General features: G+C 71.5%; 15 protein-coding genes. 3 read left to right on the top strand and 12 right to left on the bottom strand.

Annotation, left to right across the window (positions count from 1 at the left end; translation table 11 throughout):
• Nucleotides 1-134 precede the first annotated feature (134 nt).
• Together ABZ098_RS06295 and ABZ098_RS06290 are read right to left on the bottom strand one after the other, a co-directional pair.
• Nucleotides 135-2,051, bottom strand: a complete 1,917-nt coding sequence (locus ABZ098_RS06295; RefSeq protein WP_356587823.1) for an AMP-dependent synthetase/ligase — start codon at nt 2,049-2,051, stop codon at nt 135-137.
• Nucleotides 2,052-2,267: 216 nt separating this feature from the next.
• Nucleotides 2,268-3,554, bottom strand: coding sequence for an acetyl-CoA C-acetyltransferase (locus ABZ098_RS06290; protein WP_356587821.1), 1,287 nt, complete (start codon nt 3,552-3,554; stop codon nt 2,268-2,270).
• An 88-nt stretch (nt 3,555-3,642) separates the two neighbouring features.
• Between ABZ098_RS06290 and ABZ098_RS06285 the strand changes: the two genes are divergently transcribed.
• A complete protein-coding gene (locus ABZ098_RS06285; RefSeq protein ID WP_356587819.1) occupies nt 3,643-4,923 on the top strand; it encodes a 3-oxoacyl-ACP reductase in 1,281 nt (426 codons plus the stop codon).
• Nucleotides 4,924-4,928: 5 nt separating this feature from the next.
• Nucleotides 4,929-5,846 (top strand): MaoC/PaaZ C-terminal domain-containing protein, encoded by a 918-nt coding sequence (locus tag ABZ098_RS06280; protein ID WP_356587817.1) that lies wholly within the window; start codon nt 4,929-4,931, stop codon nt 5,844-5,846.
• On the opposite strand, the gene ABZ098_RS06275 is transcribed toward ABZ098_RS06280, so the two are convergent.
• The 7 genes from ABZ098_RS06275 to ABZ098_RS06245 form a co-directional block, all read right to left on the bottom strand.
• Nucleotides 5,839-6,513: a TetR/AcrR family transcriptional regulator gene (locus ABZ098_RS06275; protein ID WP_356587815.1), complete on the bottom strand. Its 675-nt coding sequence runs from the start codon at nt 6,511-6,513 to the stop codon at nt 5,839-5,841. The genes ABZ098_RS06280 and ABZ098_RS06275 overlap by 8 nt on opposite strands.
• A gap of 56 nt (nt 6,514-6,569) precedes the next feature.
• Nucleotides 6,570-6,881, bottom strand: coding sequence for a DUF4229 domain-containing protein (locus ABZ098_RS06270; RefSeq protein WP_356587813.1), 312 nt, complete (start codon nt 6,879-6,881; stop codon nt 6,570-6,572).
• 97 nt (nt 6,882-6,978) lie between these two features.
• The gene (locus ABZ098_RS06265; RefSeq protein ID WP_356587811.1) at nt 6,979-7,503 is read right to left on the bottom strand and encodes a GNAT family N-acetyltransferase; all 525 of its coding nucleotides are present in this window, start codon (nt 7,501-7,503) and stop codon (nt 6,979-6,981) included.
• Nucleotides 7,504-7,570: 67 nt separating this feature from the next.
• Nucleotides 7,571-8,221: a UdgX family uracil-DNA binding protein gene (locus tag ABZ098_RS06260; protein WP_356587809.1), complete on the bottom strand. Its 651-nt coding sequence runs from the start codon at nt 8,219-8,221 to the stop codon at nt 7,571-7,573.
• Between the two features lie 210 nt (nt 8,222-8,431).
• Nucleotides 8,432-9,595, bottom strand: a complete 1,164-nt coding sequence (gene mqnE / locus ABZ098_RS06255; protein WP_356587807.1) for an aminofutalosine synthase MqnE — start codon at nt 9,593-9,595, stop codon at nt 8,432-8,434.
• A gap of 38 nt (nt 9,596-9,633) precedes the next feature.
• Nucleotides 9,634-10,089 (bottom strand): Lrp/AsnC family transcriptional regulator, encoded by a 456-nt coding sequence (locus tag ABZ098_RS06250; protein ID WP_037720768.1) that lies wholly within the window; start codon nt 10,087-10,089, stop codon nt 9,634-9,636.
• Nucleotides 10,090-10,156: 67 nt separating this feature from the next.
• Entirely contained in the window at nt 10,157-10,786 is a 630-nt protein-coding gene (locus tag ABZ098_RS06245) for a UbiX family flavin prenyltransferase (protein ID WP_356587805.1), read from the bottom strand.
• A gap of 132 nt (nt 10,787-10,918) precedes the next feature.
• Between ABZ098_RS06245 and ABZ098_RS06240 the strand changes: the two genes are divergently transcribed.
• Nucleotides 10,919-11,512 (top strand): rhomboid family intramembrane serine protease, encoded by a 594-nt coding sequence (locus ABZ098_RS06240; RefSeq protein ID WP_356587803.1) that lies wholly within the window; start codon nt 10,919-10,921, stop codon nt 11,510-11,512.
• A 66-nt stretch (nt 11,513-11,578) separates the two neighbouring features.
• Here ABZ098_RS06240 and mqnP read toward each other — a convergent pair whose 3' ends face one another.
• From mqnP to ABZ098_RS06225, 3 genes are read right to left on the bottom strand one after another with little or no spacing between them, the layout of a single operon-like run.
• Entirely contained in the window at nt 11,579-12,502 is a 924-nt protein-coding gene (gene mqnP, locus ABZ098_RS06235; protein WP_356587801.1) for a menaquinone biosynthesis prenyltransferase MqnP, read from the bottom strand.
• Nucleotides 12,499-12,969, bottom strand: a complete 471-nt coding sequence (locus ABZ098_RS06230; protein ID WP_356587799.1) for a hypothetical protein — start codon at nt 12,967-12,969, stop codon at nt 12,499-12,501. Before ABZ098_RS06230 ends, mqnP begins: the two co-directional genes overlap by 4 nt.
• Entirely contained in the window at nt 12,966-14,423 is a 1,458-nt protein-coding gene (locus ABZ098_RS06225; RefSeq protein ID WP_356587797.1) for a menaquinone biosynthesis decarboxylase, read from the bottom strand. Before ABZ098_RS06225 ends, ABZ098_RS06230 begins: the two co-directional genes overlap by 4 nt.
• Between the last annotated feature and the right edge of the window lie 16 nt (nt 14,424-14,439).

Genomic DNA, 14,439 nt, shown 5'->3' with positions numbered 1-14,439 from the left:
CGGGTTCTGCCGGTCGGGGCCGTGCGCGGCCGTCTGCTGCCGGGTGGACCCCGGTGCCGGGGCCACCGGCGGCGGACTCGCGCCGTCCCGCGGAACATCAGCAGCACCCGGGCGAGGCCGCCCCCGCACTGCGCTCAGCGCTCGTAGAGCTTCTCGATCTCCCCCGCGAAGTCCCGCATGACCGCCTCCCGGCGCAGCTTCATCGACGGGGTCAGGTGGCCGGCCGCCTCCGTGAGGTCGGTCGGCAGGACGGTGAAGCGGCGGATGGACTCGGGTCGGGAGACCATCTTGTTCGCCTCGTCCACCGCGCGTTGCAGGACCTGCCTCAACTCCTCGTCGTTGACGAGGAGTTCGGCGGGCACGGGGTGCTTGCCGTTCATCTGGCGCCAGTGGTGGACGCCGTCCATGTCGAGGCTGATCAGCGCGGAGATGTAGGGGCGGCGGTCGCCGAGGACCATGCACTGCGAGATCAGCGGGTGGGAGCGCAGCCAGTTCTCCAGCGGGGCCGGGGCGACGTTCTTGCCGCCTGCGGTGATCAGGATCTCCTTCTTGCGGCCCGTGATCGTCAGATAGCCCTCGTCGTCCAGCTGCCCGATGTCACCGGTCGGGAACCAGCCGTCGGCCGAGGCGGGGGCCACCCCCTCGCCGAACGGGTCCCAGTAGCCGCGGAACACCTGCCCGCCGTTCAGCAGGATCTCGCCGTCGGCCGCGATGCGGATCCGGGTGCCCGGGAGGGGCCAGCCGACCGTGCCCAGGCGGGGCTTCAGCGGCGGGGTGCAGGTGGCGGCCCCCGTCGACTCCGTCAGGCCGTAGCCCTCGTAGATCTCCATGCCCGCGCCCGCGTAGAAGGCGGCGAGACGGCGGCCGAGCGGGGAGCCGCCCGAGATGATGTGCCGGATCCGGCCGCCCATGGCGTTGCGGATACGGCGGTACACCAGCGGGTCGTAGAAGGTGCGGGCCGCCTTCAGGGCCGCGCCCGGGCCGGAGCCGGTGCCCGCCTGGCGGGCCTCCGTCGCCTCGCCGTAGCGCACGGCGACGTTGGTCGCGCGGTCGAAGACGGTGACCCGGCCGCCGCTCTCCGCCTTGGCGCGGGCGTTGTTGAAGACCTTCTCCAACATGTACGGGATCACGAGGAGGAAGGTCGGTTTGAAGCTGGCCAGGTCGGCCAGCAGGTCCTCGGCCTGGAGGCTCGGCGCGTGGCCGAGGCGGACGCGGGCGCGTACGCAGGCGACGGCGACCATGCGGCCGAAGACGTGCGAGATGGGCAGGAAGAGAAGGGTCGCCAGGTCAGTGTCGTCCGACTTCGACTTGAAGACCGGGTAGAGGAGCTCGATCGCGTTGTCGATCTCGGCGAGGAAGTTGCCGTGGCTGAGCACACAGCCCTTGGGGCGCCCTGTGGTGCCGGAGGTGTAGACGACGGTGGCGACCGTGCCCGGCCCCAGCATGCCCCGCCGTACACCGATCTCCTGGTCCGGGACGGCCTGGCCGAGCTCGCCCAGGCGCTCCACGTGCCCCTTCTCCATGATCCACATGTGGCGCAGGTCGGGCAGCCGGCTGAGCTCGGGGCCCAGGGCGGCGGCCTGCGCGGCCGTCTCCGTGACCAGGGCGACCGCGCCGGAGTCCTGGAGGATGAACCGGGTCTGGAAGACGGAGGACGTGGGGTAGACGGGGACCGTCACCAGGCCCGCGGCCCAGGCGGCGAAGTCCAGGAGCGTCCACTCGTAGGTCGTGCGGGCCATGATCGCGACCCGGTCGCCCGGCATCAGGCCCTCGGAGATCAGCCCCTTGGCCACGGCCAGCACCTGCCGGGCGAACTCGGCCGCCGTGAGGTCGACCCAGCGGCCGTCCTCGGTACGGCGGCTCATCACCCGCTGCTCCGGCGCCGCCTCCGCGTTGTCGAACGGCAGGTCGGCGAGCGAGCCGTGGGTCACCGGCGGGACCAGCGGCGGCACCGACACCTCACGGACCTCACCGTCCAGCCGCACGATCTCTGGTTCCACGAGCACGGGTGCGCCGTCGTAGTCGTGGCCGGACACGTACGAGAGGGACATGGTCAGCTCCTGGGACGTGCAGCTCGGTACCGCTCCGCTGCATGAGGTACGCAGAGGACGTACCGGGGCGTTCACCCGCGAGTGCGCCGGGAAGGGTTACCAGGGGTAGGACGGTGATCCTAAGTGGCTCAAGTGGCGAGTCTGTGCGGGTTCGTTGATGGTCCGGAGCCAGGACTGTGCAACCTCGACCGCAAAGTGAGAGTTTGTCAGCTATCCCTACGGCCGCTCCAGGATCGCCGTCACCCCCTGTCCGCCCGCCGCGCACACCGAGATCAGTCCGCGGCCCGGCCCCTCCCGCTCGGCCAGCAGCTTCGCGAGCGTGGCCACGATCCGCGCGCCGGTCGCGGCGAAGGGGTGCCCGGTGGCGAGGGAGGACCCGGTGACGTTGAGCCGGGCCCGGTCCACCGGGGCCAGGCCCCGCTTCTCCCAGGCCGCGAGGGTCGCCAGGACCTGGGAGGCGAAGGCCTCGTGGATCTCGACCAGGTCGAAGTCCTCCATGCCGAGCCCGGCCCGCTCCAGCATGCGCGGGACGGCGTGGGCCGGGGCCATGAGCAGCCCGTCCTCACCGTGCGCGACATCTCCCTGGACGAAGTCCACGGCCGCCGTCTCGTAGGCCGTGAGGTAGGCCAGCACTTCGAGGCCGCGCGCCTTCGCCCACTCCTCCGACGCGAGCAGGACGAGAGCCGCGCCGTCGGTCAGCGGGGTCGAGTTCCCGGCCGTCATGGTCGGTTCGGGGCCCTTGAGGCCGAACACCGGCTTGAGCGCGGCGAGTTTGGCGGCCGTCGAGTCGGGGCGGAGGTTCTGGTCGCGGGCCAGCCCCCGGAAGGGGACCACCAGTTCCTCGAAGAAGCCCCGCTCGTAGGCCGCCGCCAGCCGCTGGTGACTCGTCGCCGCCAGCTCGTCCTGGGCCTGGCGGCTCACGCCCCAGGCGCGGGCGGTGACGGCGGCGTGCTCGCCCATCGACAGACCGGTGCGGGGTTCGGCGTTGCGCGGGATGTCGGGCACGAGGTGGGTGGGGCGGATGCGTGCGAGCGCCTTGAGGCGGGCGCCGGCCGACTTCGCGCGCCGGGCCTCCAGCAGGATGCGGCGCAGGGCGTCGTTGACGCCGAGGGGCGCGTCGCTCGCGGTGTCGGCGCCGCCCGCGACGGCTGACTCGGTCTGGCCGAGGGTGATCTTGTTGGCGGCGGCGATGACGGCCTGGAGTCCGGTCCCGCAGGCCTGCTGGATGTCGTACGCCGGGGTGCGCGGGTCCAGCTTCGAGCCGAGGACCGTCTCGCGGGCGAGGTTGAAGTCGCGGGCGTGCTTGAGGACGGCACCGGCCACGAACTCCCCGACGGCGCCCGGCTCCTGGAGCCCGTGGCGCTCCACGAGGGCGTCGAGGGCCGCGGTGAGCATCTCCTGGTTCGAGGCGGTGGCGTACGGGCCGTCGGAGCGGGCGAAGGGGACGCGGCTCCCGGCGACGACCGCCACGCGTCGGGCCACCGGCGGCTTCAGGGGGCTCATCTCCACCAGCTCCTCACCTCGAAAATCGACTTACCTACGGTAACCTTACTCCAGAGTAAGGAATCTGCGACCGACCCGGGAGATGGACATGGCCGACCGCTATCTGAGCTTCACCGGTACCGCGCCGGGTCGGTTCCTCACCCGCCGCCTCGGCCTCCCGCAGCCGGCCGTGCTGCGCCGGTGGTCGTCGGAGTCCCCGGAGTTCGCGGGCGGGGTGCTGCACCTCACGGCCGGGAAGTCCCAGCTCTCCGCCCTGGAGCTCCCCGCCCCGTCGGACGCGCCCGCCGCGGTCCTCCTCGACGCCACCGGTGTCCGGGACGTCGAAGGACTCGCCGAGGTGCACGCGGCACTGCACCCGGTGGTGCGGTCGGTCGCCACGAGCGGGCGGGTCGTCGTCCTGGGCGCGCCGCTCGACCCCGCCGACCACCACCAGGCCGCCGCCCAGCAGGCGCTGGAAGGGTTCACCCGCTCGCTCGGCAAGGAGATCGGGCGGGGCAGGACGGTCAACCTCGTACGGCTGACCGACGCGTCCGCCGCCGAGTCGACCCTGCGGTTCCTGCTCTCCCCCAGGTCGGCCTACGTCAGCGGCCAGGTGATCGAGGTCGGGCAGCCGCAGGAGGCCGACTACGACCGGGACCTCCCGCTCGCCGGGCGGACGGCCCTGGTGACCGGCGGTGCGCGAGGCATCGGCGCGGCGGTCGCCGAGACGCTGGCGAGGGACGGGGCGCGGGTGGTCGTCCTCGATGTGCCGGGGGCGTCGGCGGATGCCGAGCAGCTCGCCGCTCGGCTCGGGGGCAGCGCGCTCGCGCTGGACATCACGGCCCCGGACGCGGGCGCGCGGATCGCCGAGGCGCTGCCGGACGGGCTGGACGTGCTGGTCCACAACGCGGGCATCACCCGGGACCGGCGACTGGCCAACATGCCCGCCGAGCGCTGGAGTTCGGTGCTGGAAGTGAACCTGGCGAGCGTGCTGCGCACGACGGACGCCCTGCTGGAGACGGGCACGCTGCGGCGGGGCGGGCGGATCGTCGCCACCGCCTCCATCGCGGGGCTCGCCGGGAACGCCGGTCAGACGAACTACGGCGCCAGCAAGGCCGGAGTCGTCGGACTGGTGCGCTCCCTGGCGCCCCGGGCGCTGGCCGGGCACGGGGTCACGGTGAACGCCGTCGCCCCGGGATTCATCGAGACGAGGATGACGGCGGCGATCCCGCTGTTCATCCGGGAGGCGGGCCGGCGCATGAACTCCCTCGGACAGGGCGGCCTGCCCGTCGACGTGGCCGAGACCACGGCATGGCTGGCCCATCCGGCCTCCGGCGCGGTGAACGGGCAGGTCGTGCGGGTGTGCGGCCAGAGCCTGTTGGGGGCGTAGGGCGGATGTACTCCGACGACACACGGGCCGAGCGGTCCCACGGCGCCCCCCGGACCGTTCTCACCCGGTCCCCCGCCCTCCTCCCCCTCCTGGCCGCGGGCGCCCTGCGCTCCCCCTTCAAACGGCCCTCGGCCACCGCGGACTTCCCCCGGACCCGTCTCGTGCTGCCCCGGCTGCGAGTGGACCTCGCGCGACTGGCCGCCTACGAGCGGGTGTGCGGGTTCCCGACCGGGGAGGACGCGCTGCCGGTGACGTACCCGCACGTGCTGGGCTTCCCCCTGGCCATGAGCCTGATGAGCGGGCGCGACTTCCCGCTGCCGTTGCTCGGGCTGGTGCACACGTCGATCGAGATCACCCGGTACCGGGAGCTGGCCGCCTCCGGCGCGTACGAACTCACCGTGTACGTCGACGGGTTGGCACCGCACCGGCGCGGCACGGAGGTCTCGGTCGTCACCGAGCTGCGGGTGGGCGAGGACGTCGTATGGGAGTCGGTGAGCACGTACCTGGCCCGGCACCGGACGAACGAGACCGGCGGGGAGCGGGACAGGAGCCGGGAGCCGGAGAAACACGGACCGCTGCCCGGGGTCGACGAGTGGCGGCTGGCCGGGGACGTCGGACGGCGTTACGCCGCCGCGTCCGGCGACCGCAACCCGATCCACCTGTACCCGCTCACGGCCCGCCTCTTCGGGTTCAAGAGGGCCATCGCGCACGGCATGTGGACGGCTGCCCGCTGTCTGGCCGCGCACGGCACACCTCAAGCGGCGCTGGTGCGGGCCGAGTTCAGGGCCCCGGTGCTGCTGCCGGGGACGGTGACGTACGCGGCGGACGGGGAGCGGTTCGAGCTGTGCGACGGCGAGCGCGTGCACGTGACCGGGGGCGTGTACCCGCTGACCGGGCCCGCCGCGGCAGGCCCCGCTAGCTGACCTGGAGCGGGGCACTCCCGGACGGCGTGTCCTTGAGGGTCCACGGCCGGCCCTCCATGAGGTTGCCGAGTCCGGCCCACGCGAAGTTCATCAGGGTCGCCGCGGACTGCCTCGCCGTCACGCCCGGGGTCGCGTTGGCCCAGGCGGCGAGGGACTCGGCGGCGCCCACGAGCGCCTCGGCCAGACCGGCGACCTCACGCTCCGGCAGGTCCGGATCCCGGTGGGCCTCGCGGGCCGCGACCACGATCAGATGGGTCACGAAAGCGACGATCTCCTCGCGCATCGCGGTGACCTCGGCGGCGAACGCCTCACCGTGGATACGGGCCTGGAGGTGCAGCACGGACCAGGCGGGCGGGTTCTGCGAGGTGTGCGTGAAGAACGCCAGCAGCCCGTCCCACAGCTGACGGTCGGCGGGCAGGTCGGTCCGCACGCCCGTCCGCACGGCCTCGGTGAGCGCGGCCGCCTCCCGGCGGATGCACGCGGTGAAGAGGTCTTCCTTGGAGTTCAGGTACAGGTAGACCAACGGCTTGGACACACCCGCGAGTTCGGCGATCTCGTCCATCGAGGCGGCCATGTACCCGCGCCGCCCGAAGATCTCCACGGCGGCGTCCAGCATCTGCTGCTCCCGCACGGCACGCGGCATCCGCTTGCTCTTCACGACACCCATGCCCAAAGCGTACGGTCACGCGGGCACGGCGGCGGGGGCGTTGGGCCCAGGAGGGCTCAGGAGGTCTGCGGGGCCTGGCCCTGGGTACGGCTCGCCTCGTCGACCGCCTCGTCCTCCTGGCTGCGATTGGCCTCCAGGTTGGTCTTCATGCGGTCGACCCGCTGGGCGACCTGGATGGAGGCGCGGTCGCGCTCCTTGCGCAGAACCACGAAGCTGATGGGGGCCGAGAGCAGCAGGGAGAGCAGGACGATCCACATGCCGTTGGAGTCGCCCAGGCCGCGCGGGGCGAGGCCGGAGTAGACGAGGCCCCAGACGACCACGAGGCAGCCCACGAAGATCCCGAGGCGCATCAGCGTGTAGCGGAGCATGTCAATCCACTCTTCCGTATCCGTATCGAACGGCCTGAACCCCCCAAAGGGGCACTGTCCAGTGAAGCACGCCGGGCGCCCCGGTCGTCGAAGGGGGTCAGCCCAGCGGCAGGAGCATGATCACGTCGTCCCGGTCGTCACCCGGCGCGACCCGGATGGCGTCGGGTATGCGGCCGACCTCCTTGTAACCGCAGGAGCCGTAGAAACGCTCCAGGCCGAGGCCGCCGCGGCAGGTCAGCCGTATCGCCTCGATGCCGTCGAAGGCGCGGGCCTCGTCGGCGGCCGCCGCGAGGAGGTCGCGGCCGTAGCCCCGGCCCTGGTGGCGGGGGTGGACCATCACCGTGTACAGCCACACCCAGTGGGTCATCAGGCGGTGCGTGTTGAAGCTGAAGAAGGCGGTGGCGGCGACCCGTCCGTCCTCGTCGTGTCCCACGAGCAGCCGCGTCCGCCCCTCCGCCATGCCCGCGAAGTGCTTCACCAGCTCGGGGCGGATCGTCTCCCGCTCCACCGGGGCGACGAAGCCGACGGCTCCGCCGGCGTTCGAGACGTCCGTCCACAGGTCGAGGATTCCGTCGCGGAGGGTGGGGGTGACGGCCGGGTCGAGGGTGAAGGTAAGGGGCATGGGGCGAGGCTAGACATTACGTCTCCCTCGCCTCAAGTGGGTTCCGGCGTCACGTACGTCACCTGCGTCACCCGAGCGCTTGGGCCGCCACCTCCAGGTCCGCGACCAGGCCCCGGTACGCCGCCTCCCTGTCCTCGGCCCGCAGCACGGCCGAGGGATGCACGGTCGGTACGAGCCGCTCCCGTCTGCCGTGGATCTCCTCCTCCAGCACGGTCCCGCGCACCTGCGTCACCCGGAACGACGACCCGAGCAGCGCCTTGCCCGCGGTGGCGCCGAGCACGACGATCAACTCGGGTTCGACGAGTTCCAGCTCCTTGGCGAGCCAGGGTCCGCAGGCCGTCATCTCGCGGAGGCTCGGCGCCTTGTGGATCCGGCGCTTCTTCGGCTCGGCCTGGGTGAACTTGAAGTGCTTCACCGCGTTAGTGACGTAGGCGTCCGCCGGTTCGATCCCGGCCTCCGCGAGCGCCCGGTCGAGCAGCTTGCCCGCGGGGCCGACGAACGGCTTCCCCTGCCGGTCCTCCTGATCACCGGGCTGCTCCCCCACGAGCATCACGCGCGCGTGGGGGTTTCCGGTGCCGAAGACGGTCTGGGTGGCATCCCTGTGCAGGGGGCAGCCACGGCAGTCGGCGGCGGCCCGGCGCAGAGCTGGGAGGCCGCCGCGGTCCGGGAGGAAGGGTTCGGCTGTGTAGGCGTCCTCAGGTGCGTTGGCGCTCACCATGGTGGCCGAGTACCCGTGGGGGTGGGGGGTGAACGGAGGCTCGGGGTGGGGTGCGGTGTCGGTCCCGGGTGCGGGCGGTGGGGGCTGGGCGCGCAGTTCCCCGCGCCCCTGGCGGCGTTCACGGACCCGTAGGTAGGGGCGGTGAACGATCCGGTCGGTGGGGGCTGGGTGCGGAGTTGCCCGTGCGCCTGGTGGCCGGTGGCCGGGTGCTCAGAGGCGCATCGGCTGGGGGGCCTCCCGGCGGGCCGGGTCGGGGCCGTCGTACTCGCGGATGATCTCGTAGCGGGTGTTGCGCTCCACCGGGCGGAAGCCCGCGTCGCGGATGAGGTCCAGGAGGTCCTCGCGGGTGAGCTTGTTCGGGGTGCCGTAGTTGTCGGCGTCGTGGGTGATCTTGTACTCGACCACCGAGCCGTCCATGTCGTCCGCGCCGTGCTGGAGGGCGAGCTGGGCGGTCTGGACGCCGTGCATGACCCAGAAGACCTTGACGTGGGGGACGTTGTCGAAGAGCAGGCGGGAGACCGCGAAGGTCTTCAGGGCCTCCGCGCCGGTCGCCATCTGGGTGCGGGCCTGCAACCTGTTGCGGACCTTGCCGTCCTTCACGTCCACGAAGTCGTGCTGGTAGCGCAGCGGGATGAAGACCTGGAAGCCGCCGGTCTCGTCCTGGAGCTCACGCAGGCGCAGGACGTGGTCCACGCGGTGGCGGGGCTCCTCGATGTGGCCGTACAGCATGGTGCTCGGGGTCTTCAGACCCTTCTCGTGCGCCAGGCGGTGGATCCGGGACCAGTCCTCCCAGTGCGTGCGGTGGTCCACGATGTGCTGGCGGACCTCCCAGTCGAAGATCTCCGCGCCACCGCCGGTCAACGACTCCAGGCCCGCGTCGATCAGTTCGTCCAGGATCTCGGACGCCGACAGACCGCTGATCGTCTCGAAGTGGTGGATCTCCGTCGCCGTGAAGGCCTTCAGGGAGACGCCCGGAAGCGCCGCCTTCAGCTCGCGCAGCGACCTCGGGTAGTAACGCCACGGCAGGTTCGGGTGCAGGCCGTTGACGATGTGCAGCTCGGTGAGGTTCTCGCCCTCCATCGCCTTGGCGAGCTTGACCGCCTCCTCGATGCGCATCGTGTACGCGTCCTTCTCGCCCGGCTTGCGCTGGAAGGAGCAGTAGGCGCAGGACGCCGTGCACACGTTGGTCATGTTGAGGTGGCGGTTGACGTTGAAGTGGACGACGTCGCCGTTCTTCCGCGTCCGCACCTCGTGCGCGAGGCCACCGAGCCAGGCCAGGTCGTCCGACTCGTACAGCGCGATGCCGTCCTCACGGGTCAGCCGCTCACCGGCCCTGACCTTCTCCTCCAGCTCGCGCTTGAGCCCGACGTCCATGCCCACACCTTTCTCCGACAACCTGTCCCACCGTACGTCTACGCCTCTTCGGGCAGTTCGCCGACCCGGTTCTCCCACTTCGTGGAGAGCACGATCGTGGTACGGGTCCGGGAGACCCCCTCGGTCCCGGACAGCCGCCGGATGATCTTCTCCAGGCCGTCGACGTCCGGCGCCCGGACCTTCAGCATGTACGAGTCGTCGCCCGCGATGAACCAGCAGTCCTCGATCTCGGTGAGGTCCCTGAGCCGGCGCGCCACGTCCTCGTGGTCCACCGCGTCGGACAGCGAGATACCGATCAGCGCGGTCACGCCGAGGCCGAGCGAGGCGGCGTCGACGGTGGCGCGGTAACCGGTGATGACACCGGCCGCCTCCAGCCGGTTGATGCGGTCGGTGACGCTGGGTCCCGACAGACCGACGAGGCGCCCCAGCTCCGCGTAGGAGGCCCGGCCGTTCTCCCTCAGGGCCTGGATGAGCTGCCTGTCCACCGCGTCCATGGGATCGAAGCCTTCCGCTGAAAAGTGCCTGAAGTGATGAGAGGTACTGCCGGTACTGCCACTTGTCCTACTGACCCGATGTGCCGCCGCCCAGTTCCCCCTGCCAGCGCCGGTACAGGTCGTGCTCCACGCCCGCCGCGTCCAGCACCCGCCCGGCGACGAAGTCCACCAGGTCCTGGATGTGGGTGGCGCCCGCGTAGAAGCCCGGCGAGGCCGGGACCACGCTCGCGCCGGCGTCGTCGAGCGCGACGAGGTGCCGGAGGGTCTGCCCGTTCAGGGGAGTCTCCCGTACGGCCACGACCAGCGGCCGCCGCTCCTTCAGCGTGACGCTCGCGGCCCGCTGGAGCAGGTCCTTGGAGAGGCCGAGGGCGACTCCGGCGACGCAGGCCGTGGAGGCGGGGACGATCAGCATCCCCTTGCTCGGATACGACCCCGAGGACGGCCCCGCGGCCAGGTCCCCGGCGGGCCAGTACCGCACGGCGTCGGTGTCGACGTCGAAAGCCGGCTTGCCGTCGGCCCCCCGGCCCAGCCATTCCCGCAGGTCCTCGCGCCAGTGCGCGTCCCGGAAGGAGATCCCCGTCTCGTCGAGGAGGGTGAGCCGCGAGGCCCGCGAGACCACCAGGTCTACGCTCTCCCCGGCGGCGAGCAGCGCGCGCAGCACGGACGCGGCATACGGGGTGCCGGAGGCGCCGGACACCCCTACGATCCAAGGCGTACGCCGCGTCTCTCCTGGCTTGACTGGGTTCACACCCCCGAGCCTATCCGGCGTCGCAGGGTGGGAACCGGCCAAGGGGGTCGGGGCGTTCGTATGAGGGGATGGGGGTTTGCCATGACAGGCGGAGAACTCGAGTGGTCGCGCGGTGACCGTGCGAAGGCCGCGGCCAAGCTGATGGTGGGCTGGGTCGCGCTGCTGTGGCTCCTGGAAGTGGTGGACGTGGCGAGCGGCCACGCCCTCGACGGCCTCGGCATCACCCCCCGCACCACGTCCGAGCTGGTCGACGTCGTCCCGGCCGCCTTCATCCACTTCGGCTTCGCCCACGTGGCGGCGAACAGCGTCCCGCTGCTGGTCATGGGCTTCCTCGCGGCGCTGGGCGGTATCCGTCGTTTCGCCGCCGTCTGCGCCCTGATCATCGTCGCCGACGGCCTGGGCGTCTGGCTCATAGCCCCGGCGCACACCAACACGGCGGGCGCGTCGGGCCTGATCTTCGGCCTGTTCGGCTACCTGGTGGTGACGGGCTTCGTGGAGCGCCGCCCCCTGGGCGTGCTGGTGGGCCTCCTGGTCGCCGCGGTCTGGGGCACGTCGATCGTGGTGGGCCTGCTACCGATCCAGTCGGGCGTGAGCTGGCAAGCACACCTGCTGGGACTGGTGGCGGGGGTGGCGACGGCGTTCGCCTTCAAACGCCGGGGACCTGTCCCCACCTAGGGGCGCGGGGAACTGCGCGAGCACCCCCCACGACTCGCAGCCCGCAATGAACCTGCGGACCCGGGCTCAGACCGTCAGCCCCCGCACCAGCAGATCCAGCAGCGCACACACGAACAGGGCGATCCCGATGAACCCGTTCACGCTGAAGAACGCCCGGTTCAGCCGGGACAGGTCGTGCGGCCGCACGATCGAGTGCTCGTAGACGAAGGCGCCCGCGACGATCATCAGCCCCACCCAGAAGAAGCCACCCGCGTCCGTGGCGACGGCGTACCAGACGAGGAGGGCCGTCGTCAGGGCGTGGCAGACCCGCGCGCCCCGGATCGCCGCCGGGATGCCGAAGCGCGCCGGCACCGACATGACGCCGATCTCCCGGTCCGTCTCCACGTCCTGGCAGGCGTAGATCAGGTCGAACCCGCCGATCCAGATGCCGACCGCGAGGCCGAGGATGACCGCGTCCCAGGACCAGGACCCGGTGATGGCGAGCCAGCCGCCGACCGGGCCCATCGCCTGGGCGAGACCGAGGATGGCCTGGGGGAAGTTCGTGAACCGTTTGCCGTACGGGTAGACCACCATCGGGATCACCGCGACGGGGGCCAGGGCCAGGCACAGCGGGTTCAGCAGCGCCGCCGAGCCGAGGAAGACGACGACCGCGACCAGCGCCCCGGTCCAGGCGTGCTTCACCGACATCGCCCCGGTGACCAGCTCGCGCTGTGCGGTCCGGGGGTTCCGCGCGTCGATCTCGCGGTCGATGATCCGGTTGACCGCCATCGCGAAGGTGCGCAGGCCGACCATGCAGATCGTCACCAGGAGCAGCCGCCCCCAGTGGATGTTCTTGTCCCACTCGTACATCGCGGTCAGCGCGGCGATGTACGCGAAGGGCAGCGCGAAGACCGAGTGCTCGATCATCACGAGGCGCAGGAAGCCCTTCACCTTCCCGGTCGGCTGCGGCGCCGGGCCCGGGCCCACGACCCCGTCGGCGGTGGTCATCATGCGAGGCTCCCGAGGAAGGCGTCGAGGTCGGTCAGGAGTGCGGCGGCGGGCAGCGGCCCGGTCTCCACGGTCAGCGTGGTCCCGGTGTCGTCGGGCGGGGTGACGTGTGCCGTGAAGGCGTATGAGTCCGCGCCGGCCGGGCGGGCGTCCAGCCGCAGTGCCGCTCCGCCGTCGACCGTGAACGGACCGTCCGCCGCGGTGAGTTCCGCGCGCAGCCGCTCCGCGAAGTCGGCGGGTTCCGTGTCGCGCACACCGGGCAGCTCGAAGCCGTCGCCGTCGCCGTCCCGCTCGAAGAGGACCGCCCAGGTGTCACCGGGCCCTGCGAGCTCCTCCGGTGTGACGCCCGCCTGTTCGGCGGCCAGCCGGACACCCGGGTCGGCCGGGTCCAGCGCGGGACGCACCAGCGCCACGTAGTCGGTGTCGGTGCCGATGAACAGGGCCGGGCCGCCCACCGCGATGGGGCTCACAGGCCGTACTCCTTCCACCGGCGGTCGACCTTCGCCGCCGTCTCGGGGTCGGACTCCACCATGTCCGGCCAGCCGCCGTCCCGGGTGTAGCCCTCCTCGGGCCACTTCTTCGTCGCGTCGATGCCCGCCTTGCCGCCCCAGAACTGCTGGTAGGAGGCGTGGTCGAGGTGGTCGACCGGGCCCTCGACGACCGAGAGGTCACGGGAGTAGTCCGTGTTGCCCAGCGCCCGCCAGGCGACCTCGTGCAGGTCGTGCACGTCGCAGTCGGCGTCGACGACCACGATCAGTTTGGTCAGCGACATCATGTGTGCCCCCCAGACCGCGTGCATCACCTTCTGCGCGTGCTTCGGGTACTTCTTGTCGATCGAGACGATCGCGCAGTTGTGGAAGCCGCCCGCCTCGGGCAGGTGGTAGTCCACGATGTCCGGGACGATGATCTTCAGCAGCGGGAGGAAGAAGCGTTCCGTGGCGCGGCCCAGCGGTCCGTCCTCCGTCGGGGGGCGGCCCACGACGATCGACTGGAGCAGCGGCCGCTTCCGCATGGTCACGCAGTCGATCTTCAGCGCCGGGAACGGCTCCTGCGGGGTGTAGAAGCCGGTGTGGTCGCCGAAGGGCCCCTCCGGCAGCATCTCGCCCGGCTCCAGCCAGCCCTCGATGACCACCTCCGCCTGCGCCGGGACCTGGAGCGGGACCGTCTTGCAGTCCACCATCTCGATCCGCTTGCCCGCGATGAACCCGGCGAAGAGGTACTCGTCGATGTCCCCGGGCAGGGGGGCCGTGGAGGCGTAGGTGACGGCGGGCGGGCAGCCGAAGGCGATGGCGACCGGCAGGCGCTCACCTCGCCGCGCGGCGACCTGGTAGTGGTTGCGGCTGTCCTTGTGGATCTGCCAGTGCATGCCGATCGTGCGCTTGTCGTGGCGCTGGAGCCGGTAGAGCCCGAGGTTGCGGATCCCGGTCTCCGGGTCCTTGGTGTGGGTGAGCCCCAGGTTGAAGAAGGACCCGCCGTCCTTGGGCCAGGTGAAGAGGGCGGGCAGCCGGTCGAGGTCCACGTCGTCGCCGGTGAGGACGACCTCCTGGACCGGGGCGTCCCCCGACTTCACCTTCTTCGGCGGCACGTGGGTCATCGCGCCGAGCTTCCCGAAGGCCTCGCGCACACCCACGAAGCCCTGCGGCAGCTCGGGACGGAGCAGCCCGCCGATCTTGTCGGAGATGTCGCCGTACGACTTCAGGCCCAGGGCCTTCAGCAGTCGGCGGTCGGTCCCGAAGACGTTCATGGCGAGCGGCATGGCCGACCCGCGGACGTTCTCGAAGAGCAGCGCGGGGCCGCCCGCCTTCTGCACCCGGTCGACGATCTCCCCGACCTCCAGATACGGGTCGACCTCGGCCTTGATCCGCTTGAGGTCTCCCTCGCGTTCCAGTGCCCTGAGCAGGGAGCGAAGATCGTCGTAAGCCATGGGGTCAAGTATCCCC

It is taken from the genome of Streptomyces sp. NPDC006335 (assembly GCF_040612795.1).
GTDB lineage: Bacteria > Actinomycetota > Actinomycetes > Streptomycetales > Streptomycetaceae > Streptomyces.
Note: the sequence above shows the minus strand (reverse complement) of the source record. Positions and strands in the feature narration are given on the sequence as shown.